The 19,767-nt window shown below is 69.1% G+C and carries 14 protein-coding genes and 1 tRNA gene; 10 read left to right on the forward strand and 5 right to left on the reverse strand.

Annotation, left to right across the window (positions count from 1 at the left end; genetic code table 11):
* Positions 1–449: 449 nt before the first annotated feature.
* Entirely contained in the window at positions 450–1,316 is an 867-nt protein-coding gene (locus HH310_RS36515) for a GNAT family N-acetyltransferase (protein WP_169180309.1), read from the reverse strand.
* Between the two features lie 180 nt (positions 1,317–1,496).
* Between HH310_RS36515 and gltB the strand changes: the two genes are divergently transcribed.
* From gltB to HH310_RS36535, 4 genes are all read left to right on the forward strand, one after another.
* Positions 1,497–6,044 carry a glutamate synthase large subunit gene (gltB, locus tag HH310_RS36520; RefSeq protein ID WP_396027564.1) on the forward strand — a complete coding sequence of 1,516 codons (4,548 nt, stop codon included), beginning with the start codon at positions 1,497–1,499 and terminating at the stop codon, positions 6,042–6,044.
* Positions 6,037–7,509 carry a glutamate synthase subunit beta gene (locus tag HH310_RS36525; protein WP_169180311.1) on the forward strand — a complete coding sequence of 491 codons (1,473 nt, stop codon included), beginning with the start codon at positions 6,037–6,039 and terminating at the stop codon, positions 7,507–7,509. The genes gltB and HH310_RS36525 overlap by 8 nt, the downstream gene beginning before the upstream one ends.
* A 66-nt stretch (positions 7,510–7,575) precedes the next feature.
* Positions 7,576–8,457 (forward strand): helix-turn-helix transcriptional regulator, encoded by an 882-nt coding sequence (locus HH310_RS36530; protein WP_169180312.1) that lies wholly within the window; start codon positions 7,576–7,578, stop codon positions 8,455–8,457.
* A 97-nt stretch (positions 8,458–8,554) separates the two neighbouring features.
* Complete coding sequence (locus HH310_RS36535) at positions 8,555–9,700, forward strand: CdaR family transcriptional regulator (RefSeq protein ID WP_169180313.1); 1,146 nt, start codon at positions 8,555–8,557, stop codon at positions 9,698–9,700.
* Position 9,701: 1 nt separating this feature from the next.
* Here the strand turns inward: HH310_RS36535 and HH310_RS36540 are convergent, their stop codons facing one another.
* Entirely contained in the window at positions 9,702–10,547 is an 846-nt protein-coding gene (locus HH310_RS36540; RefSeq protein ID WP_312034561.1) for a M20/M25/M40 family metallo-hydrolase, read from the reverse strand.
* A 286-nt stretch (positions 10,548–10,833) separates the two neighbouring features.
* On the opposite strand from HH310_RS36540, the gene pyk reads away from it, so the two are divergent.
* Together pyk and HH310_RS36550 are read left to right on the forward strand one after the other, a co-directional pair.
* Complete coding sequence (gene pyk / locus HH310_RS36545) at positions 10,834–12,261, forward strand: pyruvate kinase (RefSeq protein ID WP_169180314.1); 1,428 nt, start codon at positions 10,834–10,836, stop codon at positions 12,259–12,261.
* The gene (locus HH310_RS36550; protein WP_169180315.1) at positions 12,261–13,136 is read left to right on the forward strand and encodes an acyl-CoA thioesterase II; all 876 of its coding nucleotides are present in this window, start codon (positions 12,261–12,263) and stop codon (positions 13,134–13,136) included. The genes pyk and HH310_RS36550 overlap by 1 nt, the downstream gene beginning before the upstream one ends.
* An 18-nt stretch (positions 13,137–13,154) precedes the next feature.
* Here HH310_RS36550 and HH310_RS36555 read toward each other — a convergent pair whose 3' ends face one another.
* The 3 genes from HH310_RS36555 to HH310_RS36565 all read right to left on the reverse strand — a co-directional run bounded on the left by HH310_RS36555 (position 13,155) and on the right by HH310_RS36565 (position 15,428).
* Complete coding sequence (locus HH310_RS36555; RefSeq protein ID WP_211193075.1) at positions 13,155–14,021, reverse strand: HdeD family acid-resistance protein; 867 nt, start codon at positions 14,019–14,021, stop codon at positions 13,155–13,157.
* Between the two features lie 522 nt (positions 14,022–14,543).
* A complete protein-coding gene (locus HH310_RS36560) occupies positions 14,544–15,302 on the reverse strand; it encodes a helix-turn-helix domain-containing protein (protein ID WP_169180316.1) in 759 nt (252 codons plus the stop codon).
* A gap of 42 nt (positions 15,303–15,344) precedes the next feature.
* Positions 15,345–15,428: transfer RNA gene (locus HH310_RS36565), tRNA-Leu, on the reverse strand.
* 128 nt (positions 15,429–15,556) lie between these two features.
* Here HH310_RS36565 and HH310_RS36570 point away from each other — a divergent pair.
* The 4 genes from HH310_RS36570 (at position 15,557) to HH310_RS36585 (ending at position 19,747) form a co-directional block, all read left to right on the forward strand.
* On the forward strand, positions 15,557–16,180 hold the full coding sequence (locus HH310_RS36570; protein ID WP_169180317.1) for an ANTAR domain-containing response regulator: 624 nt from the start codon (positions 15,557–15,559) through the stop codon (positions 16,178–16,180).
* 211 nt (positions 16,181–16,391) lie between these two features.
* On the forward strand, positions 16,392–17,564 hold the full coding sequence (locus HH310_RS36575) for a branched-chain amino acid ABC transporter substrate-binding protein (protein ID WP_169180318.1): 1,173 nt from the start codon (positions 16,392–16,394) through the stop codon (positions 17,562–17,564).
* A gap of 87 nt (positions 17,565–17,651) precedes the next feature.
* On the forward strand, positions 17,652–18,602 hold the full coding sequence (locus HH310_RS36580; protein ID WP_169180319.1) for a branched-chain amino acid ABC transporter permease: 951 nt from the start codon (positions 17,652–17,654) through the stop codon (positions 18,600–18,602).
* On the forward strand, positions 18,599–19,747 hold the full coding sequence (locus HH310_RS36585; protein ID WP_169180320.1) for a branched-chain amino acid ABC transporter permease: 1,149 nt from the start codon (positions 18,599–18,601) through the stop codon (positions 19,745–19,747). The genes HH310_RS36580 and HH310_RS36585 overlap by 4 nt, the downstream gene beginning before the upstream one ends.
* Positions 19,748–19,767 lie beyond the last annotated feature (20 nt).

A 19,767-nucleotide genomic window follows, 5' to 3' on the forward strand; every position in this document is an offset into this window, starting at 1 on the left:
CGCGGGCCGCCTGGGGTGTGGGGTTTTGTGACGCTGGGGGCGGCGTGGCTGCCCACACTGCACGCGGGCCGCCTGGGGTGTGGGGTTTTGTGACGCTGGAGGCGGCGTGGCTGCCCACAGTTCGTGTGCGGGGGCTGGGGTGTGGGGTTTTGTGATGCTGGGGGCGGCGTGGCTGCCCACACTGCACGCGGGCCGCCTGGGGTGTGGGGTTTTGTGATGCTGGGGGCGGCGTGGCTGCCCACAGTTCGTGTGCGGGGCCTGGGGTGTGGGGTTTTGTGATGCTGGGGGCGGCGCGGTTCCCCACACCTCGCGCGCTTGGGGAGGTGGGGCGCCCGGCGGGGGTTGGTCTTTGGGGCTGGCCCTGCCGGTCGTGGGGCAACGGGCGTGAGGGCGCAGCTGGCTGGCTCTCCGAGGCCCGGAGCCCTGGCCGTCGCGTACCGGCGAATGGTTTAGAGGGGTGTTCCTGGCTCGGCTATGCACGCCGTGCCGATGCGGCGGAAGCCGACCTTTGTGTAGAGGCGGGCCGCGTCGTCGTCGCCGGCCGAGAGGAAGATCAGGCTGACGCCCTCGGTCAGGGCGCGGCGGGCTAACGCGGCGGTGATCTGGGACGCGTAACCGCGGCGGCGGGCCGACGGGAGGGTTGCGACGCCGGCGATCTCGGCGACGTCGCCGGAGCGCATCAGACCGCCGGTGGCCAGGATGCCCTCGGTGGCGGAGTCGATCACCGCGGTGGCGTGCGCGCCGGATGCTGCCCGCTTGCGGAACGAGGCCACCAAACCGTCGCTGAGCTCGGCCGTCGCGGCGTCGCGCTGGGCCGGACCGGCGACCTCGACGATCAGTGCGCCGTCCGCGGTCGCGGACACCGGGGCGGGGGTGCCGAACGCCAGGTTCGCCACCGTGCGCGACACGGCCAGGTCGGTAGGGAACGTGTCGGCGCCGGGGTCGAGCACACGGAGTGCGCCGCCGTCGACGGGCAGGTCGGGGACGAGCGCCGCCGGGTCCAGCACCAGCAGCGGCGCGAGCAGGACCTCCAGGCCGGCGGAGCGGGCGACGGCCAGCAGATCGGGGGTCGTCTCGTGGACCCACTCGAACGCCTCGGGTGCGCCCAGATCTCGTTGACGTCGGCGAACGGCAGTAATATCGGCGGCGGACGGGGTGTCCGCGCCGATCACCGGGCGGGCATAGTAGGGCCAGCCCTCGCCCTCGCGGACGAAGAGCACCAGGGGCCCGAAATCCTCGGAGCGTGCCCACGGTCGGGGGAGAGCGTCGTAGAAACGCTCGAGTCTGACGAAGACGTCGTTGTCCGGTTGCGCCACGGCGCGAGAGTACCCAATCACCCCGGGCGTCCGGCGACTCAATTTATGAGCTAAGTGTGATCCATCTGAACGGGCGCCTAAGTGGCGGAGATCGGCACTCCTTAACGTAGACTCTAGGGACTTTGCAGGGCCGACGTCGTCCCGACCTTGATCTGTAACACAGAGACGACAGGAGGCCCGGTGGCATATCCGCACCCTCAGGGGCTTTATGACCCGGCGCAGGAGCGCGACGCCTGCGGGGTGGCCTTCGTGGCCGACCTGCACGGCCGGCGCTCCCACGACGTGGTCGCCCAGGGCCTCTCGGCGCTGATCCGTCTCGACCACCGGGGCGCCCGCGGCGCCGAGTACAACACCGGCGACGGCGCCGGGATCATGATTCAGGTGCCGGACGCGTTCTACCGGTCGCTGCTGACGTTGCCGCCGGCCGGCTCGTACGCCACCGGCCTCGTCTTCCTGCCGCATGAGCCCTCGGCGGCCGCGGCAGCCATCAAGATTATCGAGAAGTACGCCCTGGTCGAGGGCGGCGAGGTGCTCGGCTGGCGCGACCTGCCCGTGCGGCCGGACGGTCTCGGTCAGACCGCCGAGGAGGCGCGTCCCGCGATCCGGCAGCTGTTCCTGGCCGCGCGGCGGCTCAGCGACTCGCCGGCCGGGAAGGCGGGTGAGCCGCTGCGCGACATGGACCTGGACCGGGTCATGTTCACCATCCGCAAGCAGGCCGAGCGGGAAACCTCCCAGCGTGACGTCGCCGCTTACTTCCCGTCGCTGAGCTCGCGCACCATCACCTACAAGGGCATGCTCACCCCGGATCAGCTGCCCGAGTTCTTCCCGGACCTGCTCGACGAGCGAGTATCCAGCGCGATCGCGCTGGTCCACTCCCGCTTCTCGACGAACACGTTCCCGTCCTGGCCGCTCGCGCACCCGTACCGGTTCATCGCGCACAACGGTGAGATCAACACGATCCGCGGCAACAAGAACTGGATGGCCGCCCGCGAGGCGCTGCTGCGCTCGCGGGTGCTGCCCGGCAGCCTCAAGCGGCTGTTCCCGATCAACACGCCCGGCGCGTCCGACTCGGCCAGCTTCGACGAGGTGCTCGAGCTGCTGCACATGGCCGGGCGCAGCCTGCCGCACGCGGTGCTCATGATGATCCCGGAGGCGTGGGAGAACGACCCGGGGATGGAGCCGAAGCGGCGTGCGTTCTACCGCTTCCACGCCAGCCTGATGGAGCCGTGGGACGGGCCGGCGTCGGTCGCGTTCACCGACGGCACGATCATCGGCGCGGTGCTGGACCGCAACGGTCTGCGCCCGGGGCGCTGGTGGCACACGTCGGACGGGCTCGTCGTGATGGGTTCCGAGGCCGGCGTGCTGGACATTTCACCAGAAAAAGTGGTCGCCAAGGGCCGACTACAGCCGGGGAAGATGTTCCTGGTCGACACGGCCGCCGGGCGCATCGTGCACGACGACGAGATCAAGGCGTCGCTGGCGGCCGACCAGCCGTACGAGGACTGGCTGCACGCCGGCCTGATCAACCTGGGTGACCTGCCGCCGCGCGAGCACGTGATCTACACGCACGACTCGGTGACCCGCCGCCAGCAGGTGTTCGGCTACACCGAGGAAGAGCTGAAGATCCTGGTGGCGCCGATGGCCCGTACCGGATCGGAACCGCTCGGCTCGATGGGCACGGACACGCCGATCTCGCCGCTGTCCACCCGGCCGCGGCTGCTGTTCGACTACTTCCATCAGCTGTTCGCGCAGGTCACCAACCCGCCGCTGGACGCGATCCGGGAAGAGCTCGTCACCAGCCTCTCGTCGACGATCGGGCCGGAGAGCAATCTGCTGGAGCCGGGCCCGGCGTCCTGCCGCCAGATCGTCCTGCCCTACCCGATCATCGACAACGACGAGCTGGCCAAGCTGCTGTCCGTGGACGAGGACGGCGACCTGCCCGGGTTCAAGGCGGTCCGGGTCTCCGGCCTCTACCCGCTGCGCGACGGCGGCGCCGGGATCAAGGCACGGCTCACCCAGATCTGCCGGCACGTGTCCGAGGCGATCGAGGACGGCGTGCGGATCCTGGTGCTCTCCGACCGGGACGCCAACGCGGATCTCGCGCCGATCCCGTCGCTGCTGCTGACCGCCGCGGTCCACCAGCATCTCGTACGCGAACAGACCCGCACCCAGGTCGCGCTGGTGGTCGAGTCCGGCGACGCGCGCGAGGTGCACCACGCGGCGGTGCTGATCGGCTTCGGGGCCGCGGCGGTGAACCCGTACCTGGCGTTCGAGACGGTCGACGACCTGATCGCCACCGGGTCGCTGGCCGGGATGGACAGTCAGACCGCGGTGCGCAACTACGTGAAGGCGCTCGGCAAGGGCGTCCTGAAGATCATGTCCAAGATGGGCATCTCGACCGTGTCGTCCTACTGCGGGGCGCAGGTGTTCGAGGCGGTCGGGCTGGACAACCGGTTGCTGCAGCGCTATTTCCACGGGACCAGCGGACGGATCGGTGGGGCCGGGCTCGCGGACATCCACGCCGAGGTGGCGGCGCGGCACGAGAAGGCGTACCCGGCCAATCCCGCCGAGCGCACGCATCGGCGGCTCGAGGTCGGCGGGGAGTATCAGTGGCGCCGGGAAGGGGAGTTGCATCTCTTCAACCCGGAGACGGTTTTCTTGTTGCAGCACGCTACGCGCTCGAAGCAGTATTCCGTTTTCCAGAAATATACGGAAAAAGTGGACATGCTGGCCGCGGCCAGCGGCTCGTTGCGTGGGCTGTTCGAGTTTCGGACAAATCGGGCGCCGGTGCCGCTCGACGAAGTCGAGCCGGTGTCCGCGATCGTGAAGCGCTTCGCCACCGGTGCCATGTCGTACGGGTCGATCTCGGCGGAGTCGCACGAGACGCTCGCGATCGCGATGAACAACCTGGGCGGCCGGTCCAACACCGGCGAGGGCGGCGAGGACACCGAGCGCCTCTACGACCCGTCGCGGCGCTCCGCGGTCAAGCAGATCGCCTCCGGTCGCTTCGGTGTCACCAGCGAATACCTGGTCAACGCCGACGACCTGCAGATCAAGATGGCGCAGGGCGCGAAGCCCGGCGAGGGCGGCCAGCTCCCCGGCAACAAGGTGTGGCCGTGGATCGCGAAGACCCGGCACGCCACCCCCGGCGTCGGCCTGATCTCGCCGCCGCCGCACCACGACATCTACTCCATCGAGGACCTCGCGCAGCTCGTGCACGACCTCAAGATGGTCAACCCGCGCTCGCGTGTGCACGTCAAGCTGGTCAGCGAGATCGGCGTCGGCACCGTTGCGGCCGGCGTCGCAAAGCTCAAGGCCGACGTCATCCTCATCTCCGGCCACGACGGCGGCACCGGCGCGTCCCCGCTGAACTCGCTCAAGCACGCCGGCTCGCCGTGGGAGCTGGGCCTGGCCGAGGCGCAGCAGACGCTGCTGCTGAACAAGCTGCGCGACCGGGTCACCGTGCAGGTCGACGGCCAGCTCAAGACCGGCCGGGACGTGATCGTCGCGGCCCTGCTCGGCGCCGAGGAGTTCGGCTTCGCGACCGCGCCGCTGATCGTCTCCGGTTGCGTCATGATGCGGGTCTGTCACCTCGACACCTGCCCGGTCGGCATCGCCACCCAGAACCCGGTGCTGCGCGAACGCTTCACCGGCAAGCCGGAGTTCGTCGAGAACTTCTTCCTGTTCCTGGCCGAAGAGGTCCGCACATACCTGGCGCAACTCGGCTTCCGCTCGATCGACGAGGCCATCGGGCACGCCGAGGTCCTGGACGTACGCCCGGCCGTGGACCACTGGAAGGCCAAGGGACTCGACCTTTCGTCCGTCCTGTACGTCCCGTCGCTGCCCGACGGCGCCGCCCGCCGCGGGGTCGTCCCGCAGGACCACGGCCTGGAGAAGGCGCTCGACAACAAGCTCATCGAGCTGGCCCAGCCGGCCCTGCAGGACGGCGTGGCGGTCCGCGAGGAACTAGCCGTGCGCAACGACCACCGCAGCGTGGGCGCGATGCTCGGCGGCGAGGTCACCCGCCGCTACGGCGGTGCCGGCCTGCCCGAGGACACCATCTCGTTCACCCTGCGCGGCACCGGCGGCCAGTCGTTCGGCGCGTTCCTGCCGCGCGGCGTCACGCTGCGCCTGATCGGCGACACCAACGACTACGTCGCCAAGGGACTCTCCGGCGGCCGGGTGTCGGTACGCCCCGCCGAGGACGCGCCGTTCGTGGCCGAGGACAACATCATCGCCGGGAACACCATCCTGTACGGGGCTACCAGCGGCGCGCTGTTCCTGCGTGGACGGGTCGGGGAGCGGTTCGCGGTGCGCAATTCCGGCGCGTCCGCGGTCGTCGAGGGCGTGGGCGACCACGGCTGCGAGTACATGACCGGCGGCACCGTCGTGGTGCTCGGCCCGACCGGGCGCAACTTCGCCGCGGGCATGAGCGGCGGCACGGCGTTCGTGCTCGACCTGGTGCCGGCCCGGATCAACCCGGAGCTGGTCGACCTGACCCCGCTCAACGACGAGGAGCAGTCCTCGTTGCGGGCCCTGGTCGAGGAGCACTTCGACCAGACCCGGTCGGTGGTCGCCGAGAAGCTGCTGGCGGACTGGCCCGCGGCGGTGGACCGGTTCACCGCCGTGGTGCCGCGCGACTACAAGCGTGTGATGGAAGTGATCAGGACCGCCGAAGCCGCCGGTCGCAACGTGGACGAGGCGGTCATGGGGGGTATCGGTGCCTGATCCCAACGGTTTCCTGCGCTACGAACGGCAGCTGCCCAAGCGGCGGCCCGTTCCGGTACGCATCCGGGACTGGCGCGAGGTGTATCCGCCGGCCGGCGAGGACCTGATCCGCGACCAGGCCACCCGCTGCATGGACTGCGGCATCCCGTTCTGTCACGAGGGCTGCCCGCTCGGCAACCGCATCCCGGACTGGAACGACCTGGTCCGCACCGGCGCGTGGCAGTCGGCCGCGGAGGCGCTGCACGCGACCAACAACTTCCCCGAGTTCACCGGGCGGTTGTGCCCGGCGCCCTGCGAGGCGGCGTGTGTGCTCGGCATCGCCGACGACCCGGTGACCATCAAGCAGGTCGAGGTGGAGATCGCCAACCACGCGTTCGACCTCGGCTACGTCCGGCCGCAGCCGGCGCCCCTGCTGTCCGGCAAGCGCGTCGCGGTGGTCGGCTCCGGCCCGGCCGGGCTCGCGGCCGCCCAGCAGCTGGCCCGCGCCGGACACGCGGTGACGGTGTACGAGCGCGACGACCGCATCGGCGGGCTGCTGCGCTACGGCATCCCCGACTTCAAGATCGAGAAGTCCGTGGTGGACGCCCGGCTCGCCCAGATGTCCGCCGAGGGCGTCGTCTTCGAGACCGGCGTCGACGTCGGCACCGACATCACCGTCGACGACCTGCGCGAGCGGTTCGACGCGGTGCTGCTGGCCACCGGCGCCCTGGCCAGCCGGGACGTCCCGGCGACTCCCGGACGTTCGTTGAACGGCGTGCACCTGGCGATGGAACACCTCGTACCGGCGAACCGGGTGGTCGCCGGCCTGCAGGCGTCGACGCCGATCGACGCGGCCGGCAAGCACGTGATCATCATCGGCGGCGGCGACACCGGCGCGGACTGCCTCGGCGTCGCCCACCGGCAGGGCGCGGCGTCGGTGGTGCAGCTCGACCAGTACCCGCTGCCGCCGGACGCGCGGGCCGCCGAACAGCACCCGTGGCCCACCTGGCCGGTCATCCTGCGCAACTACCCGGCCCACGAGGAGGGCGGCGAACGCGTCTTCGGCGTGGCCGTCGAGGAGTTCGTCGACGACGGCGCCGGCAACGTGGCGGCCATCCGCATCGCCGATGTGGTCGTCGAGCGAGTCAACGGCGTACGGACGGTCACCGAGACCCCCGGGTCGTCGCGTGAGTTGCGCGCCGACCTGGTGTTGCTGGCGATCGGCTTCGACGGCACCGAGGAGCAGCCCGTGCTGTCCCAGTTCGGGATCTCGCGGAACGCGCGCGGGGTGCTGGACGCGGGGGCCGACTGGCAGACCTCGGCGCCCGGGGTGTTCGTGGCCGGTGACGCGCATCGCGGTGCGTCCCTGATCGTCTGGGCCATCGCCGAGGGGCGCTCGGCCGCGGCGGCAATCCACGACTATCTGGGCGCGGCCGGTGAGCTGCCGGCGCCGGTGCAGGCGTCCGCTCAGCCCCTTTCGGTCTGACCGCGCGTCACAGCCTAGGCAATTCAGCACCACCCTGGTCTCTGACCTGCGGGTTAGCGTGGCCGCATGAATCGAGAGCTGGGTGACTTCCTGCGGTCGCGTCGTGCGCGGCTCACCCCGGCCGAGGTGGGGCTGCCCGAGCGCGGCCCGCGCCGGGTGGCCGGCCTGCGTCGCGAGGAGGTCGCCCAGCTGGCCGGCCTCAGCACCGACTACTACGTGCGTCTGGAGCAGGGCCGCGGCCCGCACGTCAGCGACCAGGTCCTGACCGCGCTGGGCCGGGCGCTGCGGCTGGACCAGGACGAGCTGGCCCACCTGCGCGCCCTGGTGCTGCCGGAACCGGCCACGGTGCGCCGCACCCATCCGGCCGGACCGCGCCCGGTCCGCGCCAGCCTGCGCCGGATGCTCGACGACATGGCCGGCGCGGCGATCATCACGGACTACACGATGACCGTGTGGGCGGAGAACGCGCTGGCCCGCGCCGTCTTTCAGATCACCGATGACCCCCGCACCCGGGACCGGGCCCGGCGGTTCTTTCTCGACGAACCCCGGTCGCGCGAGTTCTACCCGGACTGGGCGCGTGACGCCGAGTCGATGGTGGCCGACCTTCGCGTCCAGGTCGGCAAGCGACCCGGCGACCCGCATCTGACCGAGCTGATCGGTGAGCTCAGCATTCGCAGCGCGCGGTTCCGCGAGCTGTGGGCAAGCCACCCGGTGCGCGACAAGACGCACGGGCCGAAGGTTCTCAACCACCCCCTGGTCGGCCGTCTCGACCTCGCGTTCGACCGCATGACGCTGACCGACGACGTGGACTCCGCGATGTACGTCTTCACCGCCGAACCCGGCTCGCCCACCTCGGACCGGCTGGCGTTACTGGCCAGCTGGTCCGCCGACGCCACGCCGGTCGCCGCCGACGACTTCTCGGACATCAACCCGGAAGGACGGCCATGATGTCTCGCTACCTGGGACCCGGCAAACTGGAAGTAGGACCGATCGGCTTCGGCGCGATGGCCGAACTGGTCGCCGAGGGCCCGCCGCTGCACGCCCGATGAGCGCCGCCATACAACCCGACTGGCACGTCATCGAGGCCGTTTGCACCGAGCTGTACCACGAGTCCGCGGAACTCAGCGCACGGATCGTGGCGCGGATCCACACCGAGATTCCGGGGAACTATCACGAGGTGCTCAGCGACACGGAGCTGCGTTCCGCGGTCTTCCGGGAGTGCCGCAACCTGTTCGGCGGCCTGATCGAGCGCCGCCCGCCGAGCCCCGCCGAGGCCGACGACGGCCGGCTGCTCGGGCGGCTCCGGGCCGAGCAGGGCCTTCGCCTGGAAACCGTGATCGGCGCCTATCACGTCGGCTACCGGATGGTGTGGGAGGAACTGCGCGTACGCCTGCTCGCCGGCGACCACGAGGAGCAACTGCTCCCGGTGACGAGCGTCTTCTGGTCGTGGCTGCGCAGCAGCGTCAGCGCCGTGGCCGACGGCTACGCGACCGCGGGCGACGTTCGCGAGGAGTCGCGGGACGCCCTCGCGCGGACTCTGATCGCCGGGCTGGCGGGTGGGCCGCCCGCCGGGTCTGCCGCCCGCGGCCTCGGCTTCGATCCCGACGGCTGGTTCCAGGTGATCTGCGCCCCGGCCGCCGACTGGCCCGCTGACCGGGTGCGCGGCCTGCGCCGCGAGCTGGGCCACCGGGCGCTGCGGGCGGCCGCCCACACGCACGGCGCTGTCCTGGCTCTGGTGTCCCAGGACGCCCGGCCGGAACCCGCACTCGCCCTACTCGGGGACCATCCGGTCGCCGGGGTGGGACTGCGCCGCGCGGGCCTCGGCGGTGCGGCGGAGAGCCTGACCGACGCCGAACGCGCGCTGGTCCTGGCGCGGGCGCGGGCCGGCCCGGTCCACTTCGAGCGGGACTGGGTGATCGCCACCCTCGTGGCACAACTACCCCGACTGCAGCCGCTGATCACTCCGGGCTCCGGATTGTCACGCGCACATCTGACCGAAAGTGTCGCGGCGTTCGTCGGCAACCGGTTCTCCATCGCCGGCGCCGCCGCCGCATTGCACATCCACCCGAATACCCTGCGATACCGGCTCGACCGCTGGGAAAGGGTCACCGGCTGGGATGTGCACACGCTGGACGGCCTGCTCCGGTCGGCCCTGAACATCGCCATGGAACCCATCGCACAGCCGGGTTGACTCATCCCCGCGCGTGCGCCTCGAGCAGCAGCGCGAGCGACTCGGTCACCCGGTACGCGTAGGCGAGGTTCAACGATTCGTCCCGGGCGTGCGTGTTCGAGTCCGGGCCGGCCGCGCCGGTCACCACGTGACGCGCGTCCGGGTATCGGCGGGCCAGCATGTCCGCCGGCCCGCCGCCCCCGTCGGCGCCGGCCACCCCGCACGGCCTGCCGAACACGCGGGCCCCGATCCCGGCGAGCGCCGGGAGGAGCCACGAGTCCGGCGTGGCCCGTGTGGTCAGCCACCACCGCTCATAGCCGGCCGCGGCCCCGTCCAACCCGATGACCAGGGAAACGTCGCCGAGCCGGCCGGCCAGCGCCGTCAGATAGACGTCGAGATCGGGGCTGCCGGACTCCGCACCCGTCTCCAGCAGCAGCACCGTGCGCTCGTGGTCGCGGCTCACGGCCAGCGCGGTGACCGCGGCATACCCCGCGTAGCCGTCGTCGGCCGCACCACGCCCGTAGAGCCGGCCGTCGCGCAGCACCGCCCGCCACCGGCCGAACCCCGGGGACGGCACGGTGTCAAGGTGTCCGTAGACGACGACGGTGCCCCGGTCGTCGCGGCCACCCGCCTCGGCGACCACCAGCGGCGTACGACCCGGAAGCTGAACGACCTCGGCCACCATGCCGTGGCGCGCGATCCACTCGCGCACGTGATCGGCCGCGTCCCACAGCTCGTCCCTCTCAAACCAATTGCTGTCGTACGCCGGGGAGACCGCCCGAATCCGGATCAGCTCCATCAAGCTCGGCAGCACGTCGTACGCCCAGCGCCGAGCGATGACGCCGCGTACCCGGTTCTCGAACACCACCCGCCGAGAATCCTGCGCCCAGCCTCCCGCGCCTTCGTCGAACAGGAGAAATACGGTTCCGAAATCCGGTGGAGCACACCGTGACCGTCGTCACGCGACTCAGATCACCGCCCGGACAGTCCTACCGGCGTACGGGAGAGGGGTTGCCCCCAACACAGCGTGAGTGACCACTAGTCTGTCTGCGCGGTCACCGAAGCCCGCCTCACGGCGCTGGTCAACCGCCCACGCCGTTCATCCCGCCGACGGGGGTCGGCCATTCGGCCGATGAGGAAGAGAGACTAGCCTGATGGCCGTGACACGCCGCGTAAAAATCGTCTGCACCATGGGCCCGGCCACCGCGTCACCGGAGCGGATGCTCGGTCTCGTCGAGGCGGGGATGGACGTGGCCCGCATGAACTTCAGCCACGGCACCCACGAGGACCACCAGCAGATCTACGAGCTGGTGCGCACCTCCGCCGAGCAGGCCGGTCGCGCCGTCGCCGTCCTCGCCGACCTGCAGGGGCCGAAGATCAGGCTCGGCAAGTTCGCCGACGGGCCGCACGTGTGGAACACCGGCGACCTCGTCACCATCACCGGCGACGACATCCTCGGCACCGCCGACCGCGTCTCCTGCACATATACGCGGCTCCCGCAGGAGGTCAAGGTCGGCGACCGCCTCCTCATCGACGACGGCAAGGTCGCCGTCGAGGTCGCCGCGGTCACCGGCAACGACATCCGCTGCCTGGTCGTCGAGGGCGGCCCGGTCAGCAACAACAAGGGCGTGTCACTGCCCAACGTGGCCGTCAGCGTCCCCGCCCTCAGCGACAAGGACGCCGACGACCTGCGCTTCGCCCTCGGCCTCGGCGTCGACCTGGTCGCGCTCTCGTTCGTCCGCTCGCCCGACGACATCAAGCTCGTCCGCGAGATCATGGCGGAGGAGGGCCGGTTCGTCCCGGTCATCGCCAAAGTGGAGAAGCCCGAGGCGGTCGACCAGCTCGAGGCCATCGTGCTCGCCTTCGACGGCATCATGGTCGCCCGCGGTGACCTCGGCGTCGAGCTGCCCCTCGACCAGGTGCCGCTGGTGCAGAAGCGCGCCGTGCAGCTCTGCCGGGAGAACGCGAAGCCGGTCATCGTCGCGACCCAGATGCTCGACTCCATGATCGAAAACTCGCGCCCGACCCGCGCCGAGGCGTCCGACGTCGCCAACGCGGTCCTCGACGGCACCGACGCGGTCATGCTCTCCGGCGAAACCTCGGTCGGCAAATACCCGGTCCTCACCGTCAGCACCATGGCCAAGATCGTCGCGACCACCGAGGGCGGCTCCATCCCGGTGCCCGCCATGCAGCACGCCCCCCGCACCCACGGCGGCGCGCTCACCATCGCGGCCTCCCAGATCGCCATGAACATCGGCGCCAAGGCCCTGGTCGCCTTCTCCCAGACTGGCGACACCGTGCGGCGTCTCGCACGCCTGCACTGCGAGCTCCCCCTGTACGCCTTCACCCCGGTGCCCGAGGTCCGCGACCAGCTCGCCCTGAGCTGGGGCGTGGAAACGTTCCTCACCGACTTCGTGCAGCACACCGACGACATGTTCAAGCAGGTCGACGGCATGATGCTCGGCCTCGGCCTGGCCCGCCCCGGCGACTTCGTGGTCGTCGTGGCCGGCTCCCCGCCGAACGCGCCCGGCTCGACCAACACCCTGCGCGTGCACCAGCTCGGCTCCCTAGCCAAGATCTAGTGCCACCGCTGAGCGGGCAAGCCGCCGTCGACCAGCTGCTCGAGATCCTCGACCTCGAGCAGCGGGACGACGCGACCTTCGTCGGGCAGAGCCCGCAGACCGGCGCCCAGCGCGTGTTCGGCGGCCAAGCCGCCGCGCAGGCGCTGGTCGCCGCCGGCCGCACCGTCGAACCCGACCGCACCGTCCACTCCCTGCACGGCTACTTCGTGCGCACCGGCGACCCGACCCAGCCCATCGAGTTCCAGGTCGAGACCATCCGAGACGGCAGATCCTTCTCCGTACGCCGGTCCACCGCCCAACAACACGGCAAAACGATCTTCTTCATGTCCGCCTCCTTCCAGGTCCACGAGGAAGGACTCGACCACCACGCGCCGGCCCCCACGGGCGTACCCGGGCCCGAGGAAGTTCCCAGCATCGCCGACTGGATCACCCGGTACCCGTCGCGCGCCAAGTCCTTCGCGGCCGCGCCCCGGGCCGTCGACCTGCGCTACGTCGGCACCCCCGGCTGGGTGCCGCCCGGCGACCGCGCCCCGCGCGAGCAGCAACGCGCCTGGATGCGCATCGACGGCAAGCTGCCCGACGACCCGCTGGTGCACGCCTGCGCCCTGACCTACGCCTCCGACCTGGCACTGCTCGACTCGGTGCTCAACGTGCACGGCGAGGTGTGGGGGCCGGGCGGCATCATCGGCGCCAGCCTGGACCACGCGCTGTGGTTCCACCGCCCGTTCCGGGCCGACGAGTGGTTCTTGTACGACTGCGAGAGCCCGTCGGCCAGTGGTGCCCGGGGGCTGGCGACCGGCCGGATGTTCACCCGGGACGGGCGGCACATCGCGAGCGCGGTGCAGGAGGGATTGTTGCGCCGCGTGGGCGGCTGACCCCGTCCGCTCCGGTGGCTACGGCCGCTGCCGCTCGGTCATCTCCTCCGGCGAATCCGGGACGAGCGGAAGATTCTCCGGCACGCGCGTGGCACCCGCGACGGTGCCGGTCACGCCGGCATCCGCGATCTTGGCATCCAGATCCTTCGTGGTCCGGACCACCTCTTCGTGGAACGACCCCGGCTGATAGACAGGCTTCACTCCGGTCGGCGTTTCCGCACCGTCCGCCTCGTCCAAGCCGCCCGCTCGGTGGCGGGCCCCCTGAGCCACGTCCTCGAGACCCGCCGCATATCCCGCGACCCCCTCGGCCCGCTCCGGCGACAGATCCAGCACGTCATGCCGGGCCGCCGAAACCTCCCGCAGCCGCAACGCCGTCACCAGATCCGCCACGCCCCGCAACAACGCCAGCCCACCCAGCGTCACAATCGTCAGATCCGCCGACCGGAACAACGGCCCGGCCGCGAAATACCCCAGCCCGGCCTGCACGACACCCAGCGACAGCACCAAACCCCAGGTGCGGTCCACCCCCCGGTTCATCGTGGACACCGCGACGTCCAGGGCACCGCGCACCATCAGAAACCAGCCCACCAGCGATGCCGTGGTCGCAAACGTCGCATCGGCATCGACCACCACGATCGTCCCGATACCGGTGAACAGCACCGCCAGCCCCGCGTTCAACCACCACGTCCGCATGCCCGCCAGCGCCCGCACGCCTTCACAGAGCGCCCCGAAAAAGACCATCGCCCCCGCGACGACCACCACATCCGCCGGCTCCAGCCGCAGCACACTCCAGGCGATCGCCAGCCACGCCACCCCCGCGAACAGCAGAAAACCCCAGATCGAGTCACGCAGAGCGGACCTGGACGACGAACCGGACCACAACATGAGCCCTCCAGCCGACAGGGTGTCCCTGCCATGACAACATCCGCGCCGCACGAGGTCCGGCGGTTCGCCCAGATTCACCGCGCCCAGCCACCGTGCCTGGATGGGGAGGGTGGCGGTTCGCGGACGTTCGATCGCGTCGGCACATGATGCTGACCACAAGCACGACTCGCGCCGCACCCCGCACCCTTCGGCCCTCTCATAGCCCATACGCAATTCGGCGAACGGCGCATTCGGGCCTGAATCCGGCACCCCTGCCGGGTTGCGCATTACATCGGCCCGTCGGCGCGGTCCTTATGACCGATCCAGTGAGGACGCTGCCCACGAACTGAGCGACGTCCGCTGTCGGCCGCAACTAGTCATCGAGGTTGCATCACGCTCCGTGATACTCCGTCGCAATCCGTGCGCTGGGCGCAATCACCTAACGTCACCGATTGAACCCGGGTCGACCGGTTCCTTACGGAGCGCTAACCCCGGCCAGGACCGTTCGGGCCACCTGGCGGTGGGCCGACGGGCATAAACCGATCACCACTTCGGCCCGACAAACTCATCCAGCCGCGCCACCGCCTCCCGCCGCGCCACGGACAGCATGTTCGGCCGGCACATCCGCCAGCTGATTCCCAGTCGATCCAAAGATTCTTGACAGAGCCGCATGATGTCGACGGACTCGTTCGAGAAGTTGTATCGCGGATAATCGTATATTTTGGCTCCGTGCCGGACCCGATTTGTCGCACGGCAACCGTCCGAGTGGAATAGGCCGCGGAGCAAACTCTCCGGATGTTCGTGCACGACAATCTGTTGCCAATCGGCAAGAATGATCGGTCGCTCATGCTTCTTACCCGGCCCATGCTGCGGAAAAAAGCAGGGCCAATGAACCGAGGAGCTTCCGACGACCACGCATCCGTTGCGCGTTACACGATGGACCTTTCGCGCCAGCGCCCTCAGCATCGCCTCCTCGCACGCTTCGACCAGCCCTGGCCAAGCCGCGGTGCAGTAGACGCGAAGCACCGGGACCTTCGTCGAAGTAACGAGATGGCCGTCGCCGAGGTAGAGACCGAGGAGATACGCATACGACGCGGCGTCGGGTGGATCGCGCGGTGGATCAGCGCATCGAGCACACCGCGGCTTCGTTGCTTCGCGCTCGGCGCGGCGCCGTGGCCGGTCGCCGTAAAACCAGTTGCCGACGGTTCTTCGCGGCAGGCCAAGAACGCGGCATATCTCGCCGAAGGGAATGCCGTCAGCTCGGAGCTTGAGCGCCCGCTCGCGAAACTCGGGAGGATGCATGACCGAGATTATCGAACACCGGTACGACATTTTCTGTTGTTGTGCCGGGGACGGGATTCGAACCCGCATGTCCTTTCAGACAAAGCATTTTGAGTGCTCCGTGTCAACCGATTGCACCACCCCGGCGCGCCTGGGCCGCCGCCTGACAAGGTCACGCTGGCCCGAGCACGGCACAGCTTACCCACTAGGCTTGGGGAGGCGACACCCACATACCGGGGTGTCGTGACTTCGGGAATGTTGGGGGTAGGGGTTCCGTGGCCGACACGCAGGCTGGTGCCGAGCGCAAGCGGGTTCTCATCGCGGAGGACGAGGCCCTTATTCGGCTCGACCTGGCGGAGATGCTCGTCGAGGAGGGCTACGACGTCGTCGGTGAGGCCGGGGACGGCGAGACCGCCGTACGCCTGGCCGAGGAGCTGCGCCCGGACCTCGTCATTCTCGACATCAAGATGCCGATCATGGATGGGCTGGCGGCCGCGGAGCGGATCGCCGGCGGGCACATCGCGCCGGTGGTGATCCTGACGGCGTTCAGCCAGCGGGATCTGGTGGAGCGGGCGCGCGCCGCGGGGGCGATGGCCTATCTGGTGAAGCCGTTCCAGAAGTCGGACCTGGTTCCGGCGATCGAGGTCGCTTTGTCCCGCTATGCGGAGATTGCGGCTCTGGAGGCCGAGGTGGCCAGCCTGACCGACCGGCTGGAGACGCGGAAGTCCGTCGAGCGCGCCAAGGGCGAGCTGATGACGAAGTACCAGATGACCGAGCCGCAGGCGTTCAAGTGGATTCAGCGGACGGCGATGGACCACCGGATGACGATGCGTGAGGTGGCCGATCGCATCCTGGCGGAGGGTCAGGAGGCGGGGGGCGCGCAGCCCGCCACCAGTTGATCTTCAATACTCAGAGGTTGTAACACCCTCCCGTGTCGTGGCGTCACCGGACGTAACGGTTCGGTCAAAGCCCGATCGAAGGCTTACCGCAGGCAGCGAACCTGGGATAGCGTCCCGGCCCATGACGGGCTCGGCGTCGCCGATTGCGTGCGCAAGCGCCAATCGGCGTCCGGTGGCTCGGTGGGTTCGGTATGGAGGAGGGGTTCCAACCTTGAGGCAGGTTCTCGCACGAGCTATCGGCGGGGTGGCCATCATCGGGCTCATCGCCGGCGCCGCCGCATGTAACAAGTCCTCGGACACGGGCGGCGACACGGCGAGCGGTTCGAACTGCGGCTACAAGCTCGCGTTCTTCGGCGCACTCACCGGCTCGGCCGCCAACCTCGGTGTCAACATCGAGCAGGGCTTCGAGCTGGCTGTCGATCAGTACAACCAGAAGAAGGGGTCGACCTGTATCGAGGTCGCCAAGTTCGACTCGCAGGGTGAGGCTTCGGTCGCCCCTGGTGTCGCGCGTAACCTCGTTGCGGACAAGAAGATCATCGGCATTGTCGGCCCGCCGTTCTCCGGCGAGTCGGAGGCCGCGGACCCGATCTTCGAGTCGGCCGGTATTCCGACTATCACGCCGTCGGCGACGCGGACCTCGCTGTCGACGAAGGGCTGGAAGACGTTCCACCGCGCGGTGGCCAACGACGACTCGCAGGGGCCGGCGGCCGCTGCGTACATCAAGGACAACATGAAGGCGACGAAGGTCTTCGTCGCCGATGACCAGTCCGCGTACGGCGCGGGTCTGGCCGATGTGGTCAAGCAGAAGCTGGGTCCGCTGGTGGTCGGCTCGGACAAGACCGAGGGCGACGGCAAGCAGACCGACTTCTCGGCTCTCGTGCAGAAGGTCAACTCGAGCGGCGCGACCGCGCTGTTCTACGGTGGCTACTACACGAACGGCGGCATCATCCGTAAGCAGCTCACGGCGGCCGGTTGGAAGGGCACGCTGCTGGGCGGCGACGGCATGAAGGACCCGGGCCTGTCGAAGGCGTCGGGTAACGCGGCCGCGATCGGCACCGTGGTGACGTGCCCGTGTTCTCCGCCGGAGCAGGCGGGTGGCACGTTCAACAACGATTACAAGACCAAGTGGGGCGTCGCGGCCGGTACGTACTCGGACGTGGCCTTCGACGCGGCGAACGTGTTCCTGCAGGGCATCGACGCGGGTAACACCACGCCGGACAAGCTGAACACGTTCCTCTCGACGGTCAACTACAAGGGCATCGCGAACACCTACAAGTTCACGCCGGCCGGCGAGCTGGACCCGACGCTGATCAAGGTGTGGGCGTTCAAGTTCGACGAGTCGGGCGACACGAAGGCGGACGTGGAGATCAAGACTTCCGCCTGATCGGATCGCGCGGTTACTTTGCGGTAGGGCCGGTGTGGCCGGGGTTAGCGCTCCGGCCACACCGACCTCGTCTTTTGGAGCCCCTCTGTGAACTTTTCCGGTCTGATCAACGATTTCGGGCCGCTCACCGTCACCGGCCTGGCGCAGGGCGCGATCATCGCGCTGTTCGCGTTGGGCTACACCCTGGTGTACGGCGTGCTGCGGCTGATCAACTTCGCGCATTCCGAGGTTTTCATGATCGGCACGTTCGCGTGCCTGATCGTCTGGGGCTGGTTCGGTCTGGACCAGAACTCGGCGGTGCCGTCGTTCGGCGGCATGTTGGTTTACATGGTGATCGGCTTAGTGGTCGCCATCATCGCGTCGGGTCTTACGGCGTTGTTCGTGGAGTTGGTCGCCTATCGGCCGTTGCGGCAGCGTAATGCTCCGCCCCTGGCGTTCCTGATCACGGCGATCGGTGCTTCGCTGGCGATCTCCGAGATCGTCGGTGTGGCGACCCACCGCAATCAGCGCGGTGTCCCGCCGGTCATCTCGGCGCGGACGGTCATCACCATCGGGGACACGCACATCACGAATCTGCAGATCCTGATCGTGGTGCTGGCGCTGGTGATGATGTTCGCGCTGGATCGTTTCATCAACGGCACGCGGCTGGGCCGGGGTATCCGCGCGGTGGCGCAGAATCCGGACAGCGCCGCTTTGATGGGCGTGAACAAGTCCCGGGTCATCTCGCTGGTGTTCCTGCTAGGTGGCCTGATGGCCGGTATCGCCGCGGTCATGTACGACCTTAAGATCGGGGTCACCCGGTACGACGCCGGGTTCATGCTCGGTATCGACGCTTTCACGGCGGCGGTGCTGGGTGGTATCGGTAATTTGCGCGGCGCGCTTCTGGGTGGGTTCCTGCTGGGCGTTCTGCAGAATTACGCGGCGGGTCTTTTCGGGTCGGAATGGTTGCACGCGGCGGCGTTCGTACTGCTGATTCTGATCCTGCTGTTCCGTCCCACGGGCCTGCTGGGCGAGTCGCTGGGGAGGGCACGAGCATGACCGAGGTGGCTGTGACTTCCGAGAAGCCGCCGGCGCCGAAGAAGCAGGCGTCTCGAGGCGGCGGCGGGGTGCGGGGCTGGTTCGGCCGGCAGCCGGTGTGGGTGCGGGCGGTGGTGGTCCTGGCGGCCACGGCGGCCGCGTTCCTGCTGCCGTACGTGGGTGACGTCCCGGTGATCGGGCCGCAGATCGTCACCAACGGCGTGGACTGGACGAGCGCTCTGTTCAACATGTCCTACTACGTGTTGCTGGCGCTGGGCCTGAACGTCGTGGTCGGCTACGCGGGTCTGCTCGACCTCGGTTACGTCGGTTTCTTCGCCGTCGGTGCGTACGGGACGGCCTTGCTGACCTCGCCGGACAGCATTCTGTATTCGCACACCGGGTGGGCGTGGCTGGCGGCGGCGCCGTTCGCGCTGGCGCTCACGATGCTGGCGGGCCTGATCCTGGGCTGGCCGACGCTGCGGTTGCGCGGTGACTATCTGGCGATCGTGACGCTGGGCTTCGCGGAGATCATCCGGATCGTCGCGACCAGTACCGATACGTTGCGCGGTGACCGGGGCTTCACCTCGATCCCGCACCCGCCGGGATCGTATTCGGACGGCTCCCCGATCTTCGGGGTCCGCGACGCGACGCCGTATTTCTGGCTCGGTCTCGTGGTGATCATCCTGGTGATTCTCGGGGTTCGTAATCTCGACCGGTCCCGGGTGGGCCGTTCGTGGCTGGCGATCCGGGAGGACGAAGAGGCCGCCGAGGTGATGGGCGTGCGGACCACGAAGTACAAGTTGTGGGCGTTCGCGATCGGCGCGTTCATCGGTGGTCTGGGCGGTGTCATGTTCGCCGGCGAGCAGAGCTTCATCAATTCGCAGACGTTCGTGCTGCAGTTCTCCATCCTGGTTCTGGCCGGTGTCGTCATGGGCGGTTCGGGCAATATCGCCGGCGCGATTCTGGGTGGTGCGCTGATCTCGTACATCCCGGACCGTCTGCGTGGTATTTCGTTCGGCGGCACGGACCTGTACGAGTACCGGTTCGCATTGTTCGGCATCGTCATCATCGTGATCATGATCTTGCGGCCGCAGGGTCTGATTCCGAGTCGCCGGCGCGCGATGGAGCTGAAGGACCGCGAGAAGGAGGTGGCTCCGAGTGAGTGAGCCGCATATCGAGACGAATG

This window comes from Actinoplanes sp. TBRC 11911 (genome assembly GCF_012933445.1).
Lineage (GTDB): Bacteria > Actinomycetota > Actinomycetes > Mycobacteriales > Micromonosporaceae > Actinoplanes.

Bases quoted from the DNA above. Each gene is read 5' to 3' on its own strand.
- HH310_RS36530 (WP_169180312.1), top strand. From the start codon at position 7,576: ATGAATCGAGAGCTGGGTGACTTCCTGCGGTCGCGTCGTGCGCGGCTC.
- HH310_RS36535 (WP_169180313.1), top strand. From the start codon at position 8,555: ATGAGCGCCGCCATACAACCCGACTGGCACGTCATCGAGGCCGTTTGC.
- pyk (WP_169180314.1), top strand. From the start codon at position 10,834: ATGGCCGTGACACGCCGCGTAAAAATCGTCTGCACCATGGGCCCGGCC.
- HH310_RS36555 (WP_211193075.1), bottom strand. From the start codon at position 14,021: ATGTTGTGGTCCGGTTCGTCGTCCAGGTCCGCTCTGCGTGACTCGATC.
- HH310_RS36560 (WP_169180316.1), bottom strand. From the start codon at position 15,302: ATGCATCCTCCCGAGTTTCGCGAGCGGGCGCTCAAGCTCCGAGCTGAC.
- HH310_RS36585 (WP_169180320.1), top strand. From the start codon at position 18,599: ATGACCGAGGTGGCTGTGACTTCCGAGAAGCCGCCGGCGCCGAAGAAG.